Consider the following 25,578-nt stretch of genomic DNA (forward strand, 5'->3'; position numbering starts at 1 on the left):
GGCGTTACTGAATCATCTTGGCTGCGGCGCGCGCGATGACCATTTCCTCGTTTGTGGGAATGGACAGGATGCGAACGCGGCTGAAATCCGTCGACAGCACCGTGCCGCCATCTGCATTTCGGTTGTGATCCATTTCGATCCCGATCCACCGCATTCCGTCACATACCATCTGTCGGATCTGGGCCGCGTTTTCCCCGACACCGCCGGTGAACACCAGTGCGTCGATCCCTTCCAGCGCAGCGGACAAGGCCCCCAGTTCACGCCGAATTCGGAACACGTAATAGTCGATGGCCCTGCGCGCCTCGGGCGTGTCCGCCGCCAGCAACGTTCGCATGTCAGATGAGATACCCGACAAGCCCAGCAAACCAGATTTGCGGTAAAGAACCTCGGCTATTTCGTCAGCCGTCATCCCGTCCTGCTGCATCATGTAAAGGACCACACCCGGATCCAACTGACCGCTGCGTGTGCCCATCGGCAAACCATCCAACGCCGAAAACCCCATGGTCGAGGCCACGGCCCGCCCGCCCGAGATCGCGCACATCGACGCACCGTTACCCAGATGCGCAACAACCACGCGACCTTCGTACAGGCCCGGCGCGATTTCCTTTAGCTTTTGCGAGATATAGTCATAGCTCAGCCCGTGGAACCCGTACCTGCGTACACCCTTGTCATAGTAGCTTTGCGGCAAGGCGAACGTATCGTTCACCCAAGGATGCGTGCGGTGAAACGCGGTGTCGAAACAGGCCACCTGAACGGTGCCGGGAAAGGCCGCGCTGGCCGCGCGGATACCGGCTAGGCTGTAGGGTTGGTGCAGCGGCGCAAAGGGGATGAAACCGGTCAGGGTCTCGATCACGCTGTCATCGACCAGAACCGGTTCGGAATACACCGTTCCACCATGCACAACCCGGTGACCGATCGCGCGCACCTGAATGTCCGGAAGGTATTCCTGTGCCATTTCCAGAAAGGCGTGGATGGCTTCATCGTGGCTATTGGTGTCGGTCAACGCCCGGTCAACTGACCGTCCACCCGCGGATTGTGCCAGCAGGCGCGGCGCATCGCCCAACCGCTCAATCTGACCACGCCAGCGCATGCTGGGCCGGTTACCCTCTACCAGTTCATACAGTGCGAATTTCAAAGAAGAGGACCCAGCATTCAGTGCCAGAATATGGTCAGCCATTGATTTTGCCCCTGGTCGCAAATGAATGCAAAGCCGCCACCGCACAAGAAGCCAGACGCGATGCGTCATCATCCGCGCGCGATGTCAGAATGATCGGCGCGGCTGCCCCCACCACTATTCCAGCGGCTTCAGCATGAGAGATATAGGTCAACTGTTTCGCCACCATATTCCCCGCTTCGATGTTCGGGGCCACCAGAATATCAGCCGCCCCGGCAACCTCTGACGTGATGCCCTTGGTGCGGGCGGCGTTCAGATCGACCGCGTTGTCCATTGCCAGCGGGCCATCGACCAAACCACCTTTGATCTGGCCACGTTCAGCCATTTTGGACAGTAGCGCCGCATCAACCGACGACGGCATGTGCGGATTGATCGTCTCAACCGCTGACAGCACGCCAACCTTTGGGGTTTCAATGCCGATAGAGTGTGCCAGATGGATGGCGTTCTGAACGATATCCGCCTTGGTTTCCAAATCGGGGGCGATGTTGACCGCAGCGTCCGTGACCATAATTGGCCGCGACATGCCGGGCACGTCCATCACAAACACATGCGACAGCCGCCGCCCCGTCCGCAGGCCCTTTTCACGGCGCAGCACCGCGTGCAGCAGGACATCCGTATGCAAATGCCCCTTCATCAGAGTCCGCGCCTTGCCTTCGACCACCAGATCCACCGCGCGATGGGCGGCAATCTCGTGGCTGCGGGCCTCGATAATTTCGATCCCCGACAGATCCGCGCCCAGTTCAGCCGCAGCAGCGGCGATCTTGTCGGGATCACCCACAAGGATCGGGGTGATGATGCTGTTGGAATACCCCAGCAGCGCCCCGCCCAATGAGTTCGGTTCTTCGGGCGCGACCACTGCGGTTGGCATCGGGTCCAGCGGCCTTGCCTTGACAAGCAAGGCGTCGAAATGCCGATGGCGCTGCACGACAAGACCCGGCACTTCGATGGAATCAAACTCCAGATGCTGGGTCGGTGGCGTGACCTGCACCTCACCGCTGAGGATCAGGGCGTTATCCCCGGTCCGGCGCACTTCGGCGGCGCACAGCAAATCGCCATCTTCGCGCTTTTCGGTCACCGAAACAAACGCTGTCAGCTCATCCCCGGCAACGACGGAGATGTGAAATGTCAGATTCGCCCGGCGAGTCTGAGTGCCCGCGCCCGGAAGGATATTCCCAAGTACAGCGCCCACCAGACCGGCTGGCCACAACGCCGGGGCCACCGCTTCGGGGTGCCCGTCGCCGTCACCGTCATAGCTGGCCAAATGCAGCGGATTGTGATCCCCCGAGGCCGAGGCAAAGGCATACAGGTCGTCCACAGTGCACAGCCGCGTCAGCTGCGCATTGTCACCAACTTTCAGCTGAGAGAAAGTTCGATTTTCGTGAATTTTCATTTGAAATGACCTTGTTTGGCGCAGCCGCATTGCGCGCCCCTACTTTGAAACTGGCAACCAAGTTCTGTTTCGGTTCACCGAGATCAAGCGTTTTGCACAGCGCACACACCTTGTCCATGTGACCCTCTGTCGGTTCCGGGCTCTTTCCCAGAATCCGCTGAATCAGATCACCCGGCCGGTTTCTGTACTTAGCTTTTGGCAGCAATCCCGACAGGGTATCGGCCGCCTTTTTTGTCACAGGTTTCAATCACGGCCTGTTCGCGCAACAAGCGTTGGCGTCGCATCCCGGGCAGCGATCACATGGCTTCGGGCACAGGCAGGGTCCGCTTTGCGGCATACCCCTGTCCGACCCAGGCGGGAATGGGGCCGCCCCAAAGCTTGCCATTGTCAGGATGGCCGAAGCGGTTGATCCACAGCCGTGTTGCTTTGCCGCTGACAATCAAGCCTCTCGCAGCCAACAGACCCTCAACGTCAGCGATGCGCAATGCAATGACAACGCTCAATCCGCACAAGCAATGACCTCATGAGGAAGGCGAATGCCCTTCAGACACAGCAAAAACGTTAGGATGTTAAGGCCGATCAGCCTGGCCAACTTGGCAATGGCAGTCTGACGCAGGTAGTCAGGCTGCGACATCCTCGTCGATAACCTCTGCGAAAGATTTGAAGAACTTGGCTGCCAGCTTTTTGGCGGTGCTTTGGATCAGGCGGCTTCCCAATTGGGCGAGTTTGCCGCCGATTTCGGCCTTTGCCTCGTACCGCAGAATGGTGGCGCCCGAATCTTGGGCGGTCAGCGTTACATCTGCGCCGCCTTTGGCAAAACCCGCTGGCCCGCCATTGCCTTGCCCGGTCAGTGAAATTGCATCAGGGGCGCCAGCCGTATCCAGTTGTACGTTGCCACTGAACTTGGCTTTGACGGGTCCGACCTTCAGGACGACTTTGGCCTCTAGTTCCGTGTCTGAAAGTTTGATCAACTCTTCGCAGCCCGGGATGCATTGCCTCAGGATTTCAGGGTCATTCAACGCAGCATAAACCCGGTCTTTTGATGCGTTGATGACGATTTCGTCTGCCAGTTCCATGGGGTGTCCTTCTTAACAACAGGGAAATTTAATTGTGGCCAGGTGTTCGGATTGTTCGGGTGTCAGCGCCCATTTGCGGCGCAAGCGGGCAGCGATCTTCCTGAGGGTTTTCATGTGCTCTCCTGTAAGAGGTATGTGTGCGGGTTCAGCGGCGGCAAAGCACGCAGACCTGCGGCCTGTATGATCGCCGGGCCTTCACACATTTTGCTGCTTTACCGTTGCGCGCCGTTCCTGCACGAGTTGCGCAAGGATCGAGAGGGCGATCTCCTCGGGGGTGACGGCCCCCAGATCAAGACCTGCGGGGGCTTGCACAGCATCAATCGCGGATTGCGCGATGCCCGCTGCGGCCAGTTTTTCCGCCAGAGCCGCGTATTTTCTGCGGCTGCCGACAAAGGCGACAAAGCTGGTTGAACGGCCGAGGGTTGATTTCAGCGCATCCAGATCACCCTGACCCTGTGTCGCGATCACAACAAAGCGGTGCTGATGCGGCTTCCTCTCACTCAGGCTGGCTGCGACCGACCACTGGAACTGTGGTGCCAGGGCGCTGAGCGCCTGCGCGACCGGCGACGCGCCCAAAACCACGAGTTGCGGTAAAGGCAGGCAGGGTTCAACAAAGATATCAACCGTGCCGCGCGATGGGCAGCCATTGCGGGCAAAGCGCGTGCCATCGACCTCATCTCCGGCGGTGACGCCTTTTTCGGCCAGCAGATCCTCGGGCGCGACCGATACCAGTTGCGGTGTGCCGTCCTGCAACGCCTGCAAAACCGCGCGTTTCACAGCCCCTCGTGTGCAACCGCCGCCCAACCAACCCTGCAATATCGTCCCATCAGCGCTAAGCAATGCCTTGGCACCCGGTTTTGCCGCCGTCGGCCCTGCTGTTCTTACGATGGTGGCAAAAGCGAACGGTTCGTCCTTGTCGCGCAGTTCCTGCGCGGCCTCGGCCAGATCAGATGAGAGGATTTCGGCAGGTGTCATAGCGTTGCCAGTTCCTGTTCCAGCGCAGCCAAATCGCCAAGTGTGTTGGCCGCCTTGAACAGATCCAGATACGGCATCGCCGCCGACATACCCGCCGCGACGGGAGAGTAATCAGCCCACCCCTTCAACGGGTTAAGCCAGATCACCTTGCATCCCCGCTTGCGCAGCTTAGCCAGCGCATCCGCGATCATCCGGGGTGCTTCGGTATCGTATCCATCCGACAGGATCAGAACGACACTGCGCCCGTCGACGAACCGTTTGGCGTAGGTATCGGCAAAGCGCATCAGGGATGGCCCGATCTTCGACCCGCCGCCAAACCCGTCAGCCATCAGTGACAAACGTCCGATGGCCCGCAACGCATCCTTGTCACGCAAAGCTTCGGTGATACGCACAAGGCGGGTGTGAAACAGATAGGCATCGGCGGCGCTGTCTGCCCGCATCAGCCCGGCAAGAAAGGCCAGAAATACCTGTGCATAAACGCTCATGGAGCCCGAAACATCGCAAAGCGCCACGATCTTGCGGGTTCTGTCCGGCCGTTTCCTGCGCAGCAGTCGCAGCGGTTCACCGCCGGTGGACAGGCTGTGCCTGATGATTTTGCGGAAATGCAGCCGGTCGCCCTTGCGCGCAGCAATCCGGCGGCGCGAGCGTTTGTCCCGCAAGGCAGCGCCAATCTGGCGGGCGACCTCTTCGGCGGCGGCAATTTCCTCGGAGCGGACCATGTCGCGCAAATCCCGGCGGCGCATATTGCGCTGATTGGTGGCGATCAGCTTACCGGTGCCATCGGCCTCGGCTTCGCCGCCTTCGATGTCAGGTGCCGTGGCAGACCCTGACGCCCCGGCATCCCCGCCATTGGCATCCCGCGAGGAATGCACATCATCGTTGGTCGGGCTTTTGGCTTTTGGCACCACCTTTTGCCGGACCCGGCCCATATCCATCCAATAGCTGTCAAAAAGGTCGTCAAACCGTTCGGCTTCTTCCTTGCATCCGGTGCAAACAGCCCGCAAGGCGCGGCGGCTGTCACCGGGCCGGATTGCATCGACATGGGTCAATGCGGCCAACGCGACATCCGCCTCTGCCACGCCAAGCCGCAGACCGTTTTCGCGCAGATGCGCAATGAAACCCGCCACGCGGGCGGCGGGGCCGGGATCGCGGCTGGCAAATTTTGTCACGCGGCTCATGCCGCGCGCCCCGCTATGCGGCCCGCGACCTCTGGTGTGATCCGGGCCTGATCGCTTTGGGTTTTGAGCAATGTTGTAAGGGTCGATTGCAGCACGGCAGGATCATCGGTGAGATCTGCAATACCAAGCCCCATCAAGGCCGCCGCAAAATCCAGCATCTCGGCGATGCCGGGCGATTTCTCAAGGTCTTCCTCGCGCAATTTCTGCACAAATCCCACGACCTGATCAGCCAGCCGCGCCTCAACCTCTGGACAGCGGGACTTGAGGATTGCCAGCTCAGTCGCGCGATCCGGGTAGTCCACATAGGTGTAAAGGCACCGCCGGCGCAATGCGTCCGACAGATCGCGCGTACCGTTAGAGGTCAGGATGACAACAGGCCGGGTGACCGCCTTGATCGTGCCAAGTTCAGGGATCGAGATTTGAAAGTCGGACAGGATTTCCAACAGATACGCCTCGAACTCCTCATCTGCGCGATCAATCTCATCAATCAGCAGGACAGGTGGAGCTTGTTGCGTAATGGCCGCCAGCAATGGCCGTTCCAGCAAAAAGTCGCGTGAGAAAATGCGATCTTCAACCGCTCTGCCCGTCTCGCCGTCTTCAGCGGCTGCACGAATGGTCAAAAGCTGGCGCTGGTAGTTCCATTCGTAAATGGCCTGCGCCGCATCCAGCCCTTCGTAACATTGCAGCCGGATCAGGCGCATATCCCGCGCCTGAGCCAATGTGCGCGCAATTTCGGTCTTGCCGACACCAGCCGCTCCTTCCAACAGCAGCGGGCGACCCAGCGACAGGGCAAGCTGCAGAGCAACGGCCAGATCGTCAGAGGCGACATAGCCTTCGGCGGCCAGGGCGGTTCTTAATTCGGTCCAGGTCATGTGTTTCTCCGGCGGGCGGGATGATCCCCGCCCGGCCATTGCCTCAGCCGTGCAGGCCCAGTTCGTTGGCGGTTTTCCAGATGCGCCAATGGTCATGCGGCATGTTGGTATGCGTGTTGCCAAAGGCGCGGAACGCATCCTGCACCGCGTTTGAAAAGCACGGCACACCGCCCACATGGGGGCTTTCACCGACACCTTTGGCGCCGATCGGATGATGCGGGCTTGGGGTGACGGTATAGTCGGTCTCGTAATTCGGGACCTCCCACGCTGTGGGCAGGAAGAAATCCATCAGCGTGCCGGTCTTGCAGTTGCCCATGTCGTCATAGGCAATCTCTTGCCCCAGAGCGACGGCAAGCGCCTCGGTCAAACCACCGTGGACCTGACCTTCGATGATCATCGGGTTGATCCGCGTGCCGCAATCATCCAGCGCATAAAAGCGGCGGATTTCCGGCACGCCTGTATCCACGTCAATGTCCATGACACAGACATAGGCCCCGAATGGATAGGTCATATTCGGCGGATCATAATAGCTGACCGCCTCCAGCCCCGGTTCGAGCCCTGGAATGGCCTGATTATAAGCGGCAAAGGCGATTTCCTTCATTGTCTTGAACCGCTCGGGCGCGCCTTTGACAACGAACCGATCCACATCGAAGGTGACGTCATCATCATGCACCTCCAGCAGGTAGGCCGCGATCATCTGTGCCTTGGCGCGGATTTTGCGACCTGCCATGGCGGTGGCGGCCCCGGCCACAGGGGTCGAACGGGACCCGTAAGTGCCAAGCCCGTAAGGTGCGGTGTCTGTGTCGCCTTCTTCAATCGTGATGCTGTCGGCAGGCAGGCCAATTTCCGACGCGAGGATTTGCGCGAATGTCGTCGCATGACCCTGCCCCTGAGAGATTGTGCCAAGCCGCGCAATCGCCGATCCGGTCGGGTGAATGCGGATTTCGCAGCTATCGAACATGCCAAGGCCCAGAATATCGCAATTCTTGACCGGGCCAGCGCCCACGATCTCGGTGAAGAACGACAGGCCGATCCCCATCAGCTTGCGGGTCTTGCCAGCCTTGAAATCCTCGACCCGCTGCGCCTGCTCGGCGCGCAGACCGTCGTAATCGACCGTCTTCAGCGCCTTGTCCCAGGCGGTGTGATAGTCGCCGCTATCATATTCCCAACCCAGTGCCGCAGTGTAAGGAAACTGGTCCTTCCTGATGAAATTGATCCGGCGCAGTTCAGCCGCGTCCATGTTCAGTTTGATCGCAAGAACTTCGATCATGCGTTCAATGAAGTAAACGGCCTCGGTCACCCGGAACGAACAGCGGTAGCTGACGCCGCCGGGGGCCTTGTTGGTATAGACGCCGTCAACCTCAAGAAAGGCAGTCGGGATATCATAGGACCCGGTGCAGATATTCATGAAACCCGCCGGGAACTTGGTGGGGTCCGCGCAGGCATCAAACCCACCGTGATCGGCTGTCACATGGCAGTGCAGCCCGGTGATTTTACCCTCTTTGGTCGCGGAAATCCTGCCCTTCATCCAATAGTCACGCGCAAAGGCTGTGGTCATCAGATTGTCCATCCGGTCCTCGATCCATTTGACCGGTTTCCCGGTCACGATCGAGGCAACGACCGAGCAGACATAGCCCGGATAAGCGCCAACCTTGTTGCCGAAACCGCCGCCGATATCCGGCGAAATCACGCGTATATTATGCTCTTCCAGACCAGAAATAAGCGAGACGATCGTGCGGATTGCATGTGGTGCCTGGAACGTGCCCCACAGCGTCAGCTTGCCGTTGACTTTGTCCATCGACGCGACGCTGCCGCAGGTTTCCAGCGGACATGGATGGGTGCGGTGGTAATACATCTCTTCTTCGGCGACGATGTCAGCGTTGGCGATCACCTCTTCGGTGGGGGCCTTGTCGCCCGCTTCCCACGTGAAGATATGGTTGTGATGTTTGCGGGGTCCATGGGCGCCGTCGGGAAGAGAGCCATCTTCGGCAACAAGGTCTTCGCGCAGAACAACGTCGGAATTCAGCGCCTCGAACGGATTCACAAGCACGGGAAGCTCTTCATAGACGACGTCTACCGCCTCGATACCATCAGCGGCGGCATAACGATCCTCGGCCACGACAAAGGCGACCTCTTGCCCCTGAAACAGCACTTTGCCGTCGGCCAGCACCATTTGCTTGTCACCGGCAAGTGTGGGCATCCAATGCAGGCCAAGCGGTTCCAGATCGGCGGCGGTCAGAACCGCAAGCACGCCGGGCACTTTCAGCGCGGCCGCTGTATCAATACTTGTGATGCGCGCGTGGGCGTAGGGCGAGCGGACGAAATCACCGAACAACATCCCGTCCAGCTTTACGTCATCAACGTAATTGCCCTTGCCCTGGGTAAAGCGGGCATCCTCGACCCGCTTGCGCGAGCAGCCCATACCCTTGAGGTTTTCAACACGTTCTTCGCGGCTTGTGACGTCGTCTTTCATTCTGCCGCCTCCTTGGCTGCATTCATCTCGGCCGCAGCCGCGCGAATGGATTTGACGATATTCTGATACCCGGTGCAGCGGCAGATATTGCCGGCCATGCCAAAGCGGATTTCCTCTTCGGTCGGGTCAGGGTTTTCTTCCAGCAGTTTGGTCGCCCGCGTGATCATCCCGGGGGTGCAAAATCCGCACTGCAGCCCGTGATGTTCCTTGAACGCAGTCTGCAAAGGGTGCAGCTCGTCCGCGCCACCGATGCCTTCGATTGTCGTGATCTCGGCACCGTCGGCTTGTGCGGCAAACATGGTGCAGGATTTCACCGACTTGCCGTTGATTGTAACGGTGCAAGCCCCGCAATGTGACGTATCGCAACCGATATGCGGGCCGGTGATGTTCAGCCGTTCGCGCAAGGTATAGATCAACAGCTCGCGCGGTTCGGCCAGGAATTCTTCGTCCTTGCCGTTCACGTTCAGCTTGATGTGCATCTTCTTTGACATGTCCATGCTCCGTTAAGCCCGCGACCAGGCGCGTTCGATGGCGCGGCGCAAAATCACACCGGCGACGTGGTTCTTGAAGGCAACCGGGCCGCGATTGTCCTCTGTCGGGTCGATGTCACCCAGCATCGCGGTGGCAGCCGCTTTCAACGCGGCGTCATCCACCGACGTTCCGACCAAAGCTGTGCCAGCCTCCTCGGAGTAGATCGGCGTATCGCTCAGGTTTGTCATTGCGATGGATGCGCTTGCACAAGTGTCGCCATCCCTGACGATCTGCACAGCCGCCGCCGCTGTCGCGTAATCCCCGATTTTGCGCTTTTGCTTTTCATAAGCGTACCCGCCCCTGGGCAGTGGGATCGTGACGGCGGTCAGAACCTCTTCGTCTTCGCGTGCGGTCATATAGGCCGCCTCGTAAAACTCGCGCGCAGGGATGTCGCGTTCGCCATCAGGGCCGATGACCGCGAAGGTGGCGTTGAGACATTGCATCAGGCCGGGCATGTCATTGCCCGGATCACCATTGGCCACATTGCCACCAACGGTACCCATGTAGCGCACTTGCGGATCAGCGATTTGCAAAGCTGCCTCGCGCAGGATCGGCGCGGCAGAGGCCAGCCCGGCATGATCAATGATGTCTGATTGCGTAACCATGGCCCCGATGCGGATGCTGTCAGAGCCGATGTCGATACCGGACAGGCCGCCCACATCCTGCAGATCAATCAGATGGGGCACGTCGGCCATGCGCAGCTTCATCAGGGGAATAAGGCTGTGCCCCCCTGCCATGACGCGCGCATCGTCCCCGTGTTCCTCAAGCAATGAAAGGACACCGGCCATGTCTTTGGGGCGATAATATTCGAATACCGCTGGAATCATCGGCTTTCTCCTCCCTTAAAGCGAATGTTCTGGCTAAGGAGGATGAGTGCATGCGACCGCATACGGCGGCACTAGAAAATCAATGAAACACGGGTGTTTTGCACGAAATGCGCGTGATTAAGCACGAATTGCGCTGGCCTGCGACGCAAGCGCATCTTGAATCGCCTTTAGCTTCGAGCGGCTCACAGGTGCGGGGGGCAAATCGGACCCATCAAAGATACATCGCCCCTTGTCTTTGGTGCGTTCAAAACGCGAGACGCGGGCGGGGTTGACCAGATAGCTGCGGTGCGTTTGCAGGAAGCCGACCGGCAACAACCGATCCAGGGCTTCCGTGACCGGCCAGGCGCAAAACAGACGTTCGTTGTTGGTGTAGACCTGCGTATAATGCCCATCCGCCCGCACGAATGAGACATCTTCTGACCGAATAAAGATTTTGCCGCCATCCCGCTCACATGGGATTTGCAGCCCACCGACAATCTGGACGGTCTCTGTCTCTTGTCGCTCGGTTTCTTCAGTTTTCCCCTGATCCGGGGAGATGAGATAGGTCACACTTACCCACAAGCAGGCCCCGAAAATCACAAAGCTGAAAAAGATCACTCCCAGGGCAAGGGTCTCGTTGCTCATGGATGGTCCGAAATCAGAGGTGTTCGGTTCTGACACAAAGTTGGTTCCCGCCATCGCCAGAAAATGAACAGAGCATACGGCCGCCGCAAAACATATCGTCCCCAGCAGGATGTTGCGATTGGTCCGTTGCCCATAGGCGATTCCGAAGGCCAGTACGCACAGGCCGATCGCAACGATGGAGGACAGCACAACGCCCGACGTTGTGTAAACGGCGCTACAAAGCTCCAGACCGGCCATGCCAATGTAGTGCATGACCAGAATACCCACGCCCACGATGCCACCGGCAGCCGCAATGATTTTTGGCGTACGTTCTGCAAAGTGCAGCAAGATCAGCGCGGCACCGACAATCAAGATAGCTGACAGAGCCGAGACAAGCGTAATCGCAGCGTCATAGTAAAACAGAATAGGCAGTTTCAGCCCCAGCATCGCAACAAAATGCATTGCCCAGATGCCGCCGCCCAGGGCGACCGCCGCAAGCGCGATGGATGCTTTTTTCTGAAACAGCGGCTTTTCCGACAAATCCCTGGTCAGCGAAAGACCGGTAAACCCGGCAACAAGCGCGACCAGGCAGGACATCGCGACCAGAAAACTGCTATGGTTGACGTTCAGGAATTCCATGGACTGCAAGATGACCAAGTCTTAGTCACTTTGCAAACATTGCTGGCCAGTCATCTTGGCCATTTCACTGTCAACGTGGTGAGGACCGACACAACATACCTGCTAGCCCTTTGTACGGCACGCCGCAGACGGCATGTATGCCAAAATTGCGGCAACCGGGATCAACCCAATGACCCCGGCACCATCGTTTTGGTTTTACCTCACTTTGTGAGGAAGCCGGTCCTTAGAAGGACCACCTCAGCCCGGCCTGAAAGAACGGGCCTTGCGCGTCATCACCGATTTCCTGCTCGGCCGTGACTTCCAACTGGATGCCTTGCTGAACCTCATGCTCATAGCCCAGCAGCACGCTTGCGCCGGTGAAATCGGTGGATGCAAAGGTCACGTTTTGCGTAGAAGAGAACACGGTGACATCTGTATCGTTGTCCCCAAGATCACGCCGCAATACGCCGCTCAGCTGTCCGACCACAAGGCCACCAGTGCCAACGGACATCTCGGCTTCGACCCCCAGACGGGCTTCGATAACTTCGGTCGTGGTATCTGCGACTGTGGCGTTCGCGATAGAGCCGGTTTCAGTGTAGCCATCGTTTTCCTGGCGCGTGTACCGAACGTCAGTAAAACCAAGCATGTTGACCGTGTCGCTGACCTCAAAGGTCCGTTCAACCCCGACATAGGCAGTCAGCAAGGTGCTGTCATAGTCGGCCTGTGCATCCGCGCTGCCTGTGATTTCACGGGTGCTGTCCGTCGACAACCAGCCATAACCCAGACCGGCCTCGAACGTGTAAGCCCCAAACTGACGACCCAAAGCTGCATCCAGATAGAACCCGTCCGTATCAAAGTCTGCGGCGTTGTCGCCGTCGGCTCTGAACACGCCCAGCCCCAGGGCAAGTGCAAGACCGTTTTCCAGTTGGCCAGAATAGCCCGCACTGCCGTTGAAGACCGTCACATCGGTATCGGAACCTGGCGCAGTCTCGAACCGCCGGGCAGAAGCATCGATCTGCACGAAGGGGCGGAAAGCATTGAAAGTGATGCCTCGCGCCGCGTCAAATGTGCCGGATCGCGTGACCTGATCCTGCGCCCCAAAGCTTAGTGCGCCACCCGAGCTTCCGACCAGGTCGCCATAAAAGGCAACCACATCCCCTGACACGGCAAATCCTGCGCTATCGACGACCGTATAGATCGGCGCGTCCCCGTTCTCGTCCTGCACGAACCATGCTGAGTTCGGGCTTGAAACGGTGGTGACAAAGTCTCCAACACCGGGTGCGGCATCTTCAAAGTTAAACACCGCGCTGCCACCGTTGGCATCCAGATTCACGTTGTGATCCTGTACGCGGATCAGGCCGGAAACGGTGTCCTGACTGTCAACATTCAGCGTACCTGCTCCGGTGCCCAAAAAGATGGCATAGGCGTCCCCATTGTCGGACGTCGCCGAAATCTGACCAACATCTGTAATCACACCGTCGAAGTTTTCGAAATACAGGCCGTAAGCGTTCGATGGTGCCCCACCTGTGGCAGACGCCGTGATCACCCCGGTGTTCGAAAACGTGCCCTGCATGTCCTCGGCCCAAACGCCAGCCGCAGTGGCCTTGGCATTGGATGTTCCGTTTGCGATCGCTGCCGTTGCTGTCAGCGTGCCGCTGTTTGTGACATTCGCAGAAACAACGCCGGTCAAATAGATGGCATATGCATCGGCCTCGGTTGCGCCCGTTGCCGAGGCAGTGACCGTATTGCCGTTCAATACGCTGCCGTCCACACCACTGCGCAGATAGATCCCGCGCGCATCGGCTTCTTCGGTGGTTGAAACAGACGTCGTGGTGATGACACCCGAATTGGAAAGATCACCATCATACCCGCCCCTGGCGTAAATACCATATGCGGTGGCATAAGCACTGGTGCGTCCTTCCGAGGTCACGGTGATCGATCCGCTGTTTCTGACATTGCCAGTCAGACCGCTGCTGACATAGATACCATAGGCTTCGGCTGAACTGGTTTTGTCCGTGGCGCTTACCGTGATCGAACCGGAATTCGAAACATCGCCGGTCAGACCACCAGAGATGTAAATGCCAGCCACCGTCGCTTCGGTAGACCCATCGCCACTGGCGGTGATCGAGCCCGAGTTCACGATGTTTCCGGTCATTCCACGGCTGACATACAGGCCATAGGCCTCGGCTTCGTCGGTCTGATCTGTTGCAACAGCGATGATCGAGCCGGAATTTGAGAAATCCCCTGTCAGCCCACCGGAGATGTAGAAACCAGCAACGGTTGCAGACGAATACCCATCGCCGCGAACGTCAACCACACCGGTATTGACAATGTTGCCGGCCATCCCGCTGCTGACGCTCAGCCCATAGGCATCGACTTCGTCGTCAACCTGATCGCTTGAACGAACGGTTATTGATCCGGTGTTAACAAAGCTCCCGGTCAGGCCACCATCCACTTCAAACGCAACCGCAGTCGCCGAAGATACACCAACTGCATTGATGCTGACGTTGCCGCTGTTACGAATGTCGCCGATCATGGCACCGTCGACGTACAGCCCATAGGCCTGTGCTTCGCCGTCCGTCGAATTGGCCGAAACTGAAACAGAGCCTGAATTGACGAAGGTTCCGTTCAGATCTCCGTCTACATAAACCCCTGCGGCGGTAACATTGTCTTCGGCCGAGGCCACTGCGTTGATTGCACCCGTAGTAACCATATCACCCGTGACGGTGCCATCGATATGGACACCGGCGGCCTGAGGGCTGGTCAGGAACGGCGGCCGCGACGGACCCCGAGGGCCGGATGGCGTAGAAGAAGAAGTGACGCTGCTGCTGGCGCTGATAACCCCTGAATTGATGAACAACCCGTCGAAAGAACCGTCTACTTCGATGCCTCGTGCGGTCGCTGAATCTGCACCAATTGCAGTGGCGGATATGCTTCCGGTGTTTACGATGTCCTCTGACATCTGATCACCAGAATAAAACCCGATAGCAGAAGCATCATCCTCAATTGCGGTGGCTTGCGCAGCAATTGTGCCGGTGTTGGTGAATGCTTCGGTAACACCGTTGGACGCATAGATTCCATAGGCATAAGCATCGGATTCCTGGGCGACAGACTGTACGTTGATGGTTCCGCTGTTTTGAACGGTACCATCCAAAACGTCGGACACATAAAGGCCATACGCCTCAGCTGATTCCGTTTGATCTGATGCAAACGCGGTAATTGAGCCGGAATTGACGAAGTTGCCCGTTAACCCATCGTTGACATAAAACCCGGCAACAGTGGCGGAAGAATACCCTTCGCCCCGCACGTTTACGGTGCCGGTATTGGTGATGTTTCCGGTCATGTCGCCTGAAACATACAGGGCAAAGGCTTCGGCCTCATCGTCCGTGACATCTATCCCGACGACGTCGATTGAACCTGTGTTGGTGAAATTTCCATTCAGGCCGCCCGTGACATAATAGCCGATTGCCGTCGCTGAGGATGCACCTTCCGCACGGATATTCATGCCACCCGAATTCAGGATGTTTCCGTTCAAGGTACCGCCGACAAACACGCCATTTGCTTCCGCATCATCTTTCGTCGACAGCGCCGTCACGTCGATGGTGCCTGAGTTGGTGACGTCGCCAGTCATTCCACCACGGATATAGAATCCTGCCGCGGTTGCGCTGGCGTCTTCGCTGTTTGAAGATGTCGCAGTCGCGATGATCGAACCGCCGTTCGACAAATTGCCGGTGACGCCGTTCTCAATAAATACGCCTGCGGCATCAGCCAGACCAGATTCCGCGCTTGCGGTTGCGGTCAGTGTTCCGTTGTTCGAAAAATCACCAACCAGGCCATCCTCTAGATGATATGCCCAGGCCTCGGCCGTTGTGAAGGCATTTGCGTTGACGGAAACAGTACCGGAGTTGTCGATAATCCCCGTCACCTGCCCTTCGATCCGGACGCCGATCGCTTCGGCAGATGTTGCATTATCCGTCGCGGTGGCCTGAATTGTTCCGGAATTGTTGAGGTTTCCGGTCAGCGCTCCCTCGACAAGAATGCCAAAGGCCGTGATCGAAGACCCGTTTCTGGCGGTTGCCCGGATCGTTCCGCTGTTCGTGATGTCTGTATTGACATCCAGATCGAACAACATCCCGATGGCACTGGCAAAGCTGGACGACGCGGCCGAGGCCGACGTAGTAATCATTCCGGTGTTGCGAACACTGGACGTCGCGTCCACGACGCTGTCAAAAACAGCCCCGATAGCGACCGCCCTGCCACTTGACGTCGAAGACGTGTTTACCGTGATCGTGCCGTTGTTTTCAAAAGCACCTGCGATGCGGCCGTCAAACACCAGCCCCGCCCCGATGGCGAAAGTGGACGCATCAACGTTGATCGCAATCGTTCCATTGTTCACAATCTGCCCGGTAACTTCGAGGTCGCTGTCAACAAGTACCCCAATGCCAATCGTGCTGGACGTGGCCGGGCCTGTGATCGTGCCATTGTTGGTGAACGTGCTTGAATAATCCGGTTCAATGACAACCGCCGGACCGCCGCTGGTCGTAAGATTAACGGCCCCTGTGGATGTTATCGTGTTGTCTTCATCGTTGGCAAAGACGGCCCGGGTATTCTGCGGTGCCGAGATAACCTCGGCTGTTGCGACCCCCACGGACAATGCGGCAACCGATACCGACGCAAGGAACAGCGACGGCGACATGCTTGCCACTTGTCCCTTCCATTTAACAACACGACCCCCGCGCGCCACACGACAACGTGTGCGCTTTGCTGCGCATTCACTCATATCCCGAAATCCCCCTGCGGATTTTACTAGTATTTTTTTCAAATTTGTTAGCTAGGCAGGAATTCGGGCGCAATTGTGGAGTTTGGGCATTATGACTAAATATATTGTGCTATTGCTTGAAAAGCACACAATATATCGATTTGATACTAACATGGCTTTAACAACACCAGTGGATAGACTGCGCAATCAGAATGCTCTACCACGGGTTCGGCCTGCGGCAATTCCGTTGGTATTCGTTCCAGAAAACAAGCCCTTTCAACGGTGGACTGCATGACAGATCAGCAGCGGCAGATTTCGGTACAGGACGCGTTTGCGCAGGGTATGTCGCATTACGAAGGCGGGCGGCTGAAACAAGCGGTCGGGTTGTTCTCAGAAATTGTCCGCGTGGCGCCACAACATGCGCATGCCCACCACATGCTTGGGCTCGTCGCCTTTCAGACAGGGCAGTTCGATCCGGCCGTGAACGCCGTTGGCCAGGCCGTGCGGCTGCAACCAGAGAATGTGAACTTTCTGACCAACTTCACCGAAATTCTGCGCGGCGCAGGACAATTGGAGCAGGCCCGCGAAATTGGCAAGCGCGCGGTGCGGCTTGCACCTGGTCACGCTGCGGCACATTCCAATCTGGGGTTGGTGCATTACGACCTGAAGGATCTGGCATTGGCGCAGGCTGCGCAGGAACGCGCCCTTGCGTTGGCGCCAGAGTTTGACCGGGCGCTCAACAACCTGGGCAGTATCGCGCGCGACAATTCGGACCGCGATCAGGCCGCCACATGGTATCGGCAGGCGTTGCGGATCAATCCGGCATCATCCGAGACAGCCAACAATCTGATTTCGGTTTTAATCGAAGCCGAGCGGATCGCCGAGGCCCGCACCGTGGCCCAGGCCCATCTGGAACGCGCCCCGCGCGATGCCGAACTGCACCGCAATTTTGGTCGGATCTTTATGTTGGAAAATGATCTCGACAAAGCCGAAAATGCGTTTCGTAACGCGATTTCCCTGAACGCGGACAAAGCGGAAAACTTTGTGGGCCTTTCTCAGGTCCTGTTCGAAAAAAACCATCCCAAGCTTGCTCTGATCGAAGCCGAACAGGCCCTGCGGCTTGATCCTGACAATGCGGCGGCGTGCCATCAGACGGCTATTATCAAAGCCCATCTTGGCGATGTCGAGACGGCGAAATCGCTTTACCAAAAGGCAATGGATCTAAAGCCTGACCTTACCGCCAGTCGTCTTGCCCTGGGGCATCTGGCGCTGGAGCAGGGCGATTTCGACACGGCCCGCGCGCATTTCAAGACGGCTGAGGATTCTGCCGATGATGCGCTAAGCGCCCAGATCGCCTTGGCCCGGCTGGACAAGATTACCAAAGACAGTCCGGTTTTTCAGGCACTCGAGGCAGCCTTGCCCGAGGCAAAATCCATGCTGCCGCAGAAGGCGACCGCCTTTCACTATGCTTTGGGCGATTGCTATGAAAAGCTGAAGCGCCATGATGAGGCATTCGCGCAGTTCGAAACAGGCGCGCGGATCAAAAGGTCGCTGGTGTCTTATGATCCGGCAGATACGGACCGCCTGACGGATGATCTGATTGCCACCTTCGACGCGGACATGATCGAACGATTGCGCGGTTCGGCCATAACCAGTGCTAAGCCGATCTTTGTCCTCGGCATGCCGCGTTCCGGTACGACGCTGACCGAATCCATTCTGGACGCGCATCCCGATGTCGTGGGCGCAGGAGAGTTGAATGATCTGCAAAACCTGTTCGGTCGGCTGGACAACGGTCAATCGAACGTGCCGCAAGCCCTTCGCACGATGTCCGATGACGTGTTAAGCCGCCGGGCCGAGGATTACATTCAGGTTCTGTCCGGTCATGCCCCGGATGCCGCACATGTGGTCGATAAAATGCCCGCGAATTTTCAGCAGATCGGCTTGATCCATAGCCTGATGCCCAATGCGCGGATCATCCATATCTCGCGCGATCCATTGGATATCTGCCTGTCCTGCTATACCCGCCTGTTCGAGCGCAGCCAGTTGCACAGCTACGATCAGGTCGAACTGGGCCGCTATTTCAACAATTATGTCCGGGTCATGAACCACTGGCAAACCACGCTGCCTGCCGGGGCGTTCCACAGTATCCGCTATGAGGCACTGGTGGATGACATAGACACGGTTGCACGGGGTATGATCGACTTCTGCGGTCTGGAGTGGAATCCTGCGTGTCTGGAGTTCCATTCGGGTCAGCGACGGGTCAGGACAGCCAGCGTGCAACAGGTGCGGCAGCCACTTTATACGTCATCGAAAGCAAAATGGCGGAAATATGAAAACCATCTGCAGCCTCTGATTGAAACCATCGGGAACAACCGTATCTCGTTTTGATTTCAAGCGGCTAACCCATACAGACGACTGGATGGTCCGGTCGGCACAGCACGCTGATGCAACATTTCCAAGTGGTTCTGCCAACGTGGGCTACGCCAACCCAAGCTTGAGCGGCTTTTGCGTCACGGCACAAAGAGCGCCCACCAGCAGGACGGCAGAGGCCACGATAAGGCTGTCTCCTATTTCTCCGGTTATGTCCCCTATGACGCCGGCCCCGATAGGACCCAAAGCCTGTGAGATGGCAAATACCACTGTAAAAAAGCTTATGGTTGCGCCCCAGTCCTGTTGGTCGACGTTCTGGCGAACAAAGCTGGTGACAGCAGTGGGTGGCATAAAGACCGACAACCCAAACACAAATGCCGACATGATCAACCCATAGCCGTTTGGAACGAGGATCGGCAGGGCAGAACCAAATGCGACCCCGGTCAGGATCAGCGCCATTGGTGTTCCGGATGCAAAGCGGGCCAGTATTCCGCGCCAAACAAACGGAGACGCCATAATACTGAACCCAAGGGCCATCCATGTTGCGGTGGTCAACAAGACACTAGAGTGTTGTTCTTTCATCCAAACAGAGATGAACGTGACATATACAATATAACCCATTCCAAACAGCGCGTATCCGCCAAGTTGGCCAAACATCCTGCGCACCGGAGGAAGAGAAGGAAGCGCGGCGTCGTGCTTTGTTTCGCTCAAACTTGTGGAAGCCCAAATAGAAAAGGGGCAAATGGCCAGAGCTGCCAATCCAATCCCGATCCACGCCCAATCCCAGGATTGCGGCCCGAAAACGTCCAGCATGGCCGGAAGGGTTGCGCCACATAGCGCGATGCCCAATCCACCGCCGCCGCCAAAGTACAAGGCGATGGCCAAGGCATTTCTTCGGGCGCAACTCTGGAACAGCGATGCCGCCAGAACGCCACCGGACACAAAAGAAAGGGCACCGAACAATCCCACCAAAGTACGACAAGCGGTTTGAAATACGAGGCTCTCATCAAACCCGGTCAGCAAAAGGCACAATGCGGTCGCCACTGTACCACCAGCAAATAGCCGCGACGGCGAAAAATGCCGGATCAGTAACAGTGTTAGGATTGAGCCCATGATGTAGCCAATCGAATTGGCCGTGTTTAGCCAACCCGACTGAGTGAGGCTCCAGCCGAGGCTACTTTTCATTGATGGCAGAATAAGACCGTATGCAAAGCGACCAAAGGCGTTGGATACGCTGACCCCAAGCGCAAGGCCCAGCAATATGAGCCAGGGGTTGGTAGGTTTTGTCGAGGCCATGAATATCCTTCCAGGTTGTACAATCACCGTGCCCCAAGGTTTGTGATCGTGCAATCCCAGCAAATCCGCCATAGCCGTTTACAGTCAGGCTTTCATAGAAAGTAAGCTGAAGGAGCCAGGTTCATAGTTCCGTTGCCCGTAACCGTTGCTTCCGAACTCAGGGCAGCAGCCCGCAACTATGGCTTGTTCGTCTACGCTGTCACAGCACGTGCGCGGCGCCGCTCTCTTCTGCGGCCATCTGTTTCAACGCCATCCGGTCCAACTTGCCGCCCATCGTAAGGGGTAGCGTACCTAAGACTCGAACCACGTCCGGCGCTTTGTAGCCAATCCGCTCTCTCACAAAGTCGATGATCTCTCCGGCGCGCACGGGTGGCAAGCCCTCGACCAAGCTCACGAACCCCCAAACATCCTCTCCGTGCATGTCGTCTCGTACGCCAACCGCCACAGCTGCCGCAACGGCTGGGTGCGCTGTCAGCGCATCTTCCACCTCTGCCGGGCTGATGTTCGAGCCATCATGCACAATGATCTGTTTCCGCCGCCCCCGAAACCAGAAATAGCCATCCTCATCCTGTCGCATCAAATCACCGGTATCGAGCCAACCATCCCGAAACGCCGCCGCCGTCTCCCCTGGGTCCTTCCAATATCCCGTCATCATGGTCGGGCTTTTCACCCAATGCCTGCCGTCCACCCCTATGGGCACCTCTGCCCCGGTCTTGTCGCGCAACGCCGAGGCATAGCCCGGATTGTTCAATCCCACAGCGCCAACTTTCGCAGCGTCCCCATGTGTGTTGGAGTGTGACGTCCCCATTTCTGTCATCCCGTAAAACGCCCCAATCGGCACACCAGCCAACGCGCCGAACGCATCGACCAACGTTTGCGATGGCTTATCCCCACCCGCCATCATCGTCTTTAGAGAGCCAAAGTCTTCGCGCACCGCCCCGTGCCCTGTGACCAGCGCCGTCAATGGTGCGGGCAAGATCTGCGCCACCGTTGGTCGTGTCTGCCGCAAGAGACCCAGCAGTTCGTCCGGCGTAAACCGCCGCGCTATATCCGTTCTGGCGCCAGCCCAAAGCCCTGCAAACGTCAGCCGCAACCCGGCAGTATGTGATATCCACGAAGCTGGCAGCACAACGTCCTCGGGCCCCAGCCCCAGCCCTTGCGCATTGCTCGCCACCATATACCCCATGCTGGCATGGCTATGCGTCACCCCCTTTGGCTTACCCGTGGTCCCAGAGGTGAAAAATATGAACGCCGGTGCCTCGGCCCTGACCGTCGGCAACGCCCCTTCACCTTCTCCGTCCAACAGATCCTCGAAGAGGACCGCCCCGTCCACTTCGCCTGCGTAGGTAATCACCCCCACTGGCAAACGCGCCACGCCGGGAACTTCGGCCACATCCTTGGCCCTCTCGCTATGCATCAACAAGGCCGCCGGTGTCGCCAGCCCCAACGCATAGTCAATATCCGCAGCCGTGTAGCGATAGTTGAGCGGCATCGCGATCAGACCGGCCCGCATACAAGCCAGATAGTGGATCACAAGTGCCGTCCGGTTCGGCATGATCGACGCCACCCGGTCACCCGGGATCAGCCCAAGGCTCAGATACCGCCGTGCCAGCCGCGTACAGGCGGCGTCCAGCTCCTGCCACGTCCAGGTTCCATCCAATGCGAAAAGCGCTGGTGCCTTGGGATTGGCCGACAACCCCTTACGAAACAAGTCCGTCAGATCAGCTGGTGCGTCCAGCGGCGGTCCGGATACCGGCATGCATTTCCCCCCAAAAACCAAGCCTGTCTATAGACTACAATACGCCGCCCGGACTAAAAAGAACTCCAGATACTCCGATGCAACTGCATCCGAAGATGCCCGTCAATTTTATTCGGCGGTTACGAATTAAGGGCCGACCAAATACCAATATAGTTGAACGAATATTCTGCGCTTGCACTCAGTGCCAATAACAGCGCTGTCACATGAACTTCCAGCCTGCACAGAAGTCCCGATGCCCGGGTTTCAAGCAGCTCGGGTAGCGGCAATCCAAGCGTCGAATATCTGGCGGCGATGGTAACGGATAGTTAAGGTGGAGCAGCGGTGAGCAGGCGGCGCCATAGGGCCGCAGTTTGTCCGTGATGATCCGCTTGGAATGAACCCAAGACGCTTCATAACGTTGCGCGAAAGCCGTTTTACAACCTGTTTGTCCCGTTTCAGTGGGAGTTTTTCGTCCAGCACGACGCCATGCTCATCGACGATAAATTCATCGATGTCACCTGCGTCCAATTCCAACCATGGGAACCGAACGACCGTAAGCGGGACGACAATTTCAAAACTTCACATTCGGCCGGTCAAAATCTTTGCAAGATCCGGCTCAGCTTTTTGGGATTGATTAAGGTCCAAACCGTTCTGAACATGCAGGATATGATGTCGGATGGTGTCTTCGGCTGACTGCGGGTCTCCGCTGACGATGGCATCGATAATCGAAGCGTGCTCATCATCCGGACAAGTTGAGGCTTGGTTTGTCCCAAACAACGCGACGATCAGCGAGGTTCGGGTAACCAGTTCTCGTACGACACGGATCAATACCGAATTTTCATGGCACTTTGCCAGTTCGACATGAAAAGCGCCCGAAAGGCGAATTATTTCGGGTCGGTCGTCAGTTCGGCGGGCGACCTCTTCTTTTTCAACATGAGAGCGCAGGATCTGAATGCCGTCGTCTCTGATGCCACGGGCCAGTTCGCGTACAATTCCAGTTTCGATTGTCAGCCGGGCAACAAATACATCGCGGGCCTCATCGGCACTGGGACAGGCAACGTACGCGCCACGGTTGGAGCGGAGATCGACGATCCCCTGACTGCTTAGCAACAGCAGGGCGCGGCGCACGCGCATACGACCGACACCGAAGGTTTCACATAGGGCCAGTTCGCTCAGCTTGGTTCTGGGCGCAAGTTTCTGCTCCATGACCGCAGAATAAATCCGGTCGACAATCATTTGCTCGTTCGGATCGGTGTGCAAGGTGTCCAGCTTCGGTTCAGCTTCGTTCATCATCTCGTTTCGTACCAATGGAAATGGCCTGAAAATCGTTATTAGCGGCCCGGTCAATTTCTGACAATATATCGGGTTTGTGTCGACAATATCAATCTTTGTGCCAACAAAAAATGTTGACACAAATTGTTAACAATGCAGAACTTGACGTGTTCGATGGGATTCGACCCGTGACACACCTTGTATTCCAAGCGCCCGGCAGAGGCGCCGAGATCTCAATAGGGAGGAAACAATGAAACGCAGAAACCTGATGAAATCATCGGCTGCCCTGGCGTTGGCCGCATCCGTACTTGGATCGGCAGCCTGGGCCGAAAATCCGGTGCTGAAGATCGGCTTTGTCGGAGTGACATCCGGACCCGCCGCAGCCTGGGGAATTTCCAACCAGCGCTCGATGGAAGCGCGGGCCGACTGGATCAACGAAGCCGGCGGATACAAGATCGGAGACACCACTTACGACATCGAGATCGTCTCGTTCGACGATCAGAAGGACCCCAAGCGCGCGATCGCGGGCATGGAGAAAATGGCGCAGGAAGGCATCCACTATGTGGTCGGCCCCAACGTCGATGACGGTGCCGCAGCGGTGCGCCCCGTAGCCGAGGCGCAGGGGATCATGTACTTCCCTTATGCTTTCCCCAAAGAGCTTTATTCCGCACCCGCGTCGAACGCGGTTCTGGGCATGGTCGCCAACTATCAGTCCGGGCCTGCGATTTATAAGCACCTGCGGGATGATAAGGGCGTAAAAACGGTTGCCTTTGTGGCGGCCAATGAATCCGATCCGCTCAGCCAGCGCGACGGCGGCATCGAAGCGGCCAAATCGCTGGGGCTGGAGGTTGTGTCCGACAACGTCACTTATCAGGTAGACACCACGGATTTTACCCCGGTGCTGACGCCTGTCATGCGCACCCAGCCCGATCTGCTGGTCTTGTCCGGTGTCTCCCCTGCCAATGCGCCGCAGCTGATCCGTTCGGCGCGTGAACTTGGGTTCCAGGGCCTTATCTCGACCGAAACCGCGCAGGATGCGACGGTTCTGCGCGAAGGCGCAGGGGATCTGGCGAATGGCTTCATTTCCGTTGGCGGTGCATCGACCCCCGAAATCGCGTCGGATGACATGAAGGAATTCGTAAAGCGCTATACCGATATGTTCGGAGAATATAACGACGAATCCAACACCAAGGTCTACGCGCTGGAATACATTCTGGCGACGCTGAACGCCAACCCCGCCGGGTTGGACGACGTCACCGCGTTCCAGACAACGATGGACACGTTCGAAGCCCCCAACCCCTTTATGAAAGGGGACGCTAAGATGCGCTATGTAGGCACGACCTCATTCGGACAAAAGCGTCAGCTTGCGGTGCCGCTGGTGGTAAATGTCTATCAGGACGGTGAGTTCCAGACGCTGTTCGTCGCGGAAGTGGACTGAATTCCCCAAGGGTGGCTCTCTCTTACAGGCAAAAACTGAATATCCCAATCCCGGGCGTGAAAAACCGCCCGGGATAATCTGCACAAACAAGGTTCGTAAATGGAACAGATACTTGCGAATGGCATCTATCTAGGCGCGCAATATGCGATGATCGCGCTTGGTCTGACGCTGATATTTGCGCTTATGAACGTACTGAACTTTGCCCATGGGCAGATGTATGTTCTGGGCGGTTTCGTCACCTATACCTTCTACGGACAGCTTGGCTGGCCATTTGTGCTGGCATTACTGGCATCGTGCATCACGTTGGCTGTTCTGGGCGCGCTTATCGAGCGATTTCTGTTTGCGCCGGTCATCCGGCGATCTTCGCGTGAGGAAAGCACGATGCTGCTGGCGGCAGGGCTTGCGTTCTTTTTCGATGCGGTGATCCTGCTGGTGTTTGGCGAAAAGCAGCGCGGCGTGCCCAAGATCGTCAACGGCGTGTTCAACTGGGATTTCAAGCTGATCATGCCTTATGACCGCATTTTGATCTGCGTTCTGGCCATTCTGTCGATCGTTAGCTTTATCCTTTTCATGCAATATTCGAAAACCGGCCGCGCCCTGCGGGCGCTGGCGCAGGATCGCACGGCGGCGCAGTTGATGGGTGTCAATGTCGCCCGATATTCGATGATCGGATTTGCCTTGGGCGCGATGCTGGCCGGGCTGGTCGGCGGGCTGTTGGTGACCATCACGGGCGTCAATCTGGGCATGGGCGGGCCGACCTCGATCAAAGCCTTCATGATGGTGATGATCGGCGGCGCGGGCGTGATTTCCGGTGCCATTGCCGGCGGGATCATTCTGGGCTTTATGGAGGCCATCGGGCTGGCGGTTCTATCACAATATGGCGACATCACCTATCTGCTGATCTTCGTCTCACTGATGATCTTCCTGGCCATCCGCCCGCAGGGGCTGATGGGCAAGCCGTGGGGTTAGTGCCGTGCCAAAATTGAAC

General features: G+C 57.6%; 19 protein-coding genes. 3 read left to right on the forward strand and 16 right to left on the reverse strand.

All coding sequences use genetic code 11. The features are described 5' to 3' along the window. Positions 1-4: 4 nt before the first annotated feature. The 13 genes from JT51_RS11380 to JT51_RS11435 form a co-directional block, all read right to left on the reverse strand. Positions 5-1,177 carry an acetate/propionate family kinase gene (locus JT51_RS11380; protein WP_037312501.1) on the reverse strand — a complete coding sequence of 391 codons (1,173 nt, stop codon included), beginning with the start codon at positions 1,175-1,177 and terminating at the stop codon, positions 5-7. Next, the gene (locus JT51_RS11385; RefSeq protein ID WP_037312504.1) at positions 1,170-2,564 is read right to left on the reverse strand and encodes a bifunctional enoyl-CoA hydratase/phosphate acetyltransferase; all 1,395 of its coding nucleotides are present in this window, start codon (positions 2,562-2,564) and stop codon (positions 1,170-1,172) included. The genes JT51_RS11380 and JT51_RS11385 overlap by 8 nt, the downstream gene beginning before the upstream one ends. Continuing rightward, positions 2,518-2,811, reverse strand: coding sequence for a hypothetical protein (locus tag JT51_RS21980; protein WP_160175181.1), 294 nt, complete (start codon positions 2,809-2,811; stop codon positions 2,518-2,520). Before JT51_RS21980 ends, JT51_RS11385 begins: the two co-directional genes overlap by 47 nt. A 49-nt stretch (positions 2,812-2,860) precedes the next feature. After that, entirely contained in the window at positions 2,861-3,076 is a 216-nt protein-coding gene (locus JT51_RS22425; RefSeq protein ID WP_152563338.1) for a hypothetical protein, read from the reverse strand. A 108-nt stretch (positions 3,077-3,184) separates the two neighbouring features. After that, positions 3,185-3,640 (reverse strand): CoxG family protein, encoded by a 456-nt coding sequence (locus JT51_RS11395; RefSeq protein WP_037312510.1) that lies wholly within the window; start codon positions 3,638-3,640, stop codon positions 3,185-3,187. Positions 3,641-3,835: 195 nt separating this feature from the next. Then, complete coding sequence (locus tag JT51_RS11400) at positions 3,836-4,615, reverse strand: XdhC family protein (RefSeq protein ID WP_037312513.1); 780 nt, start codon at positions 4,613-4,615, stop codon at positions 3,836-3,838. Then, the gene (locus JT51_RS11405) at positions 4,612-5,793 is read right to left on the reverse strand and encodes a vWA domain-containing protein (RefSeq protein ID WP_037312516.1); all 1,182 of its coding nucleotides are present in this window, start codon (positions 5,791-5,793) and stop codon (positions 4,612-4,614) included. The genes JT51_RS11400 and JT51_RS11405 overlap by 4 nt, the downstream gene beginning before the upstream one ends. After that, a complete protein-coding gene (locus JT51_RS11410) occupies positions 5,790-6,665 on the reverse strand; it encodes an AAA family ATPase (RefSeq protein WP_037312519.1) in 876 nt (291 codons plus the stop codon). The genes JT51_RS11405 and JT51_RS11410 overlap by 4 nt, the downstream gene beginning before the upstream one ends. A gap of 43 nt (positions 6,666-6,708) precedes the next feature. Then, the gene (locus tag JT51_RS11415; protein ID WP_037312520.1) at positions 6,709-9,138 is read right to left on the reverse strand and encodes an aerobic carbon-monoxide dehydrogenase large subunit; all 2,430 of its coding nucleotides are present in this window, start codon (positions 9,136-9,138) and stop codon (positions 6,709-6,711) included. Then, on the reverse strand, positions 9,135-9,629 hold the full coding sequence (locus JT51_RS11420; RefSeq protein ID WP_037314086.1) for a (2Fe-2S)-binding protein: 495 nt from the start codon (positions 9,627-9,629) through the stop codon (positions 9,135-9,137). Before JT51_RS11420 ends, JT51_RS11415 begins: the two co-directional genes overlap by 4 nt. Positions 9,630-9,641: 12 nt before the next feature. Next, a complete protein-coding gene (locus JT51_RS11425; RefSeq protein ID WP_037312522.1) occupies positions 9,642-10,496 on the reverse strand; it encodes an FAD binding domain-containing protein in 855 nt (284 codons plus the stop codon). Between the two features lie 117 nt (positions 10,497-10,613). Further along, positions 10,614-11,738, reverse strand: coding sequence for an MHYT domain-containing protein (locus JT51_RS11430; protein WP_037312524.1), 1,125 nt, complete (start codon positions 11,736-11,738; stop codon positions 10,614-10,616). Between the two features lie 223 nt (positions 11,739-11,961). Continuing rightward, positions 11,962-16,413, reverse strand: a complete 4,452-nt coding sequence (locus tag JT51_RS11435; protein ID WP_037312526.1) for a beta strand repeat-containing protein — start codon at positions 16,411-16,413, stop codon at positions 11,962-11,964. 354 nt (positions 16,414-16,767) lie between these two features. On the opposite strand from JT51_RS11435, the gene JT51_RS11440 reads away from it, so the two are divergent. Beyond that, positions 16,768-18,864, forward strand: coding sequence for a tetratricopeptide repeat-containing sulfotransferase family protein (locus JT51_RS11440; protein WP_037312529.1), 2,097 nt, complete (start codon positions 16,768-16,770; stop codon positions 18,862-18,864). Between the two features lie 90 nt (positions 18,865-18,954). Here the strand turns inward: JT51_RS11440 and JT51_RS11445 are convergent, their stop codons facing one another. From JT51_RS11445 to JT51_RS11455, 3 genes are all read right to left on the reverse strand, one after another. Beyond that, positions 18,955-20,214: a YbfB/YjiJ family MFS transporter gene (locus JT51_RS11445; RefSeq protein WP_235216168.1), complete on the reverse strand. Its 1,260-nt coding sequence runs from the start codon at positions 20,212-20,214 to the stop codon at positions 18,955-18,957. A 127-nt stretch (positions 20,215-20,341) separates the two neighbouring features. Next, complete coding sequence (locus JT51_RS11450) at positions 20,342-21,901, reverse strand: class I adenylate-forming enzyme family protein (RefSeq protein ID WP_037312532.1); 1,560 nt, start codon at positions 21,899-21,901, stop codon at positions 20,342-20,344. 558 nt (positions 21,902-22,459) lie between these two features. Then, a complete protein-coding gene (locus tag JT51_RS11455) occupies positions 22,460-23,170 on the reverse strand; it encodes a GntR family transcriptional regulator (protein WP_037314093.1) in 711 nt (236 codons plus the stop codon). 232 nt (positions 23,171-23,402) lie between these two features. Here JT51_RS11455 and JT51_RS11460 point away from each other — a divergent pair, with 232 nt between their 5' ends. After that, positions 23,403-24,590 (forward strand): ABC transporter substrate-binding protein, encoded by a 1,188-nt coding sequence (locus tag JT51_RS11460; RefSeq protein ID WP_037312535.1) that lies wholly within the window; start codon positions 23,403-23,405, stop codon positions 24,588-24,590. A gap of 99 nt (positions 24,591-24,689) precedes the next feature. Then, positions 24,690-25,559 (forward strand): branched-chain amino acid ABC transporter permease, encoded by an 870-nt coding sequence (locus JT51_RS11465; RefSeq protein ID WP_037312540.1) that lies wholly within the window; start codon positions 24,690-24,692, stop codon positions 25,557-25,559. Positions 25,560-25,578: the final 19 nt, after the last annotated feature.

The organism is Ruegeria halocynthiae, from assembly GCF_000743705.1.
Taxonomy (GTDB): Bacteria; Pseudomonadota; Alphaproteobacteria; order Rhodobacterales; family Rhodobacteraceae; genus Ruegeria; species Ruegeria halocynthiae_B.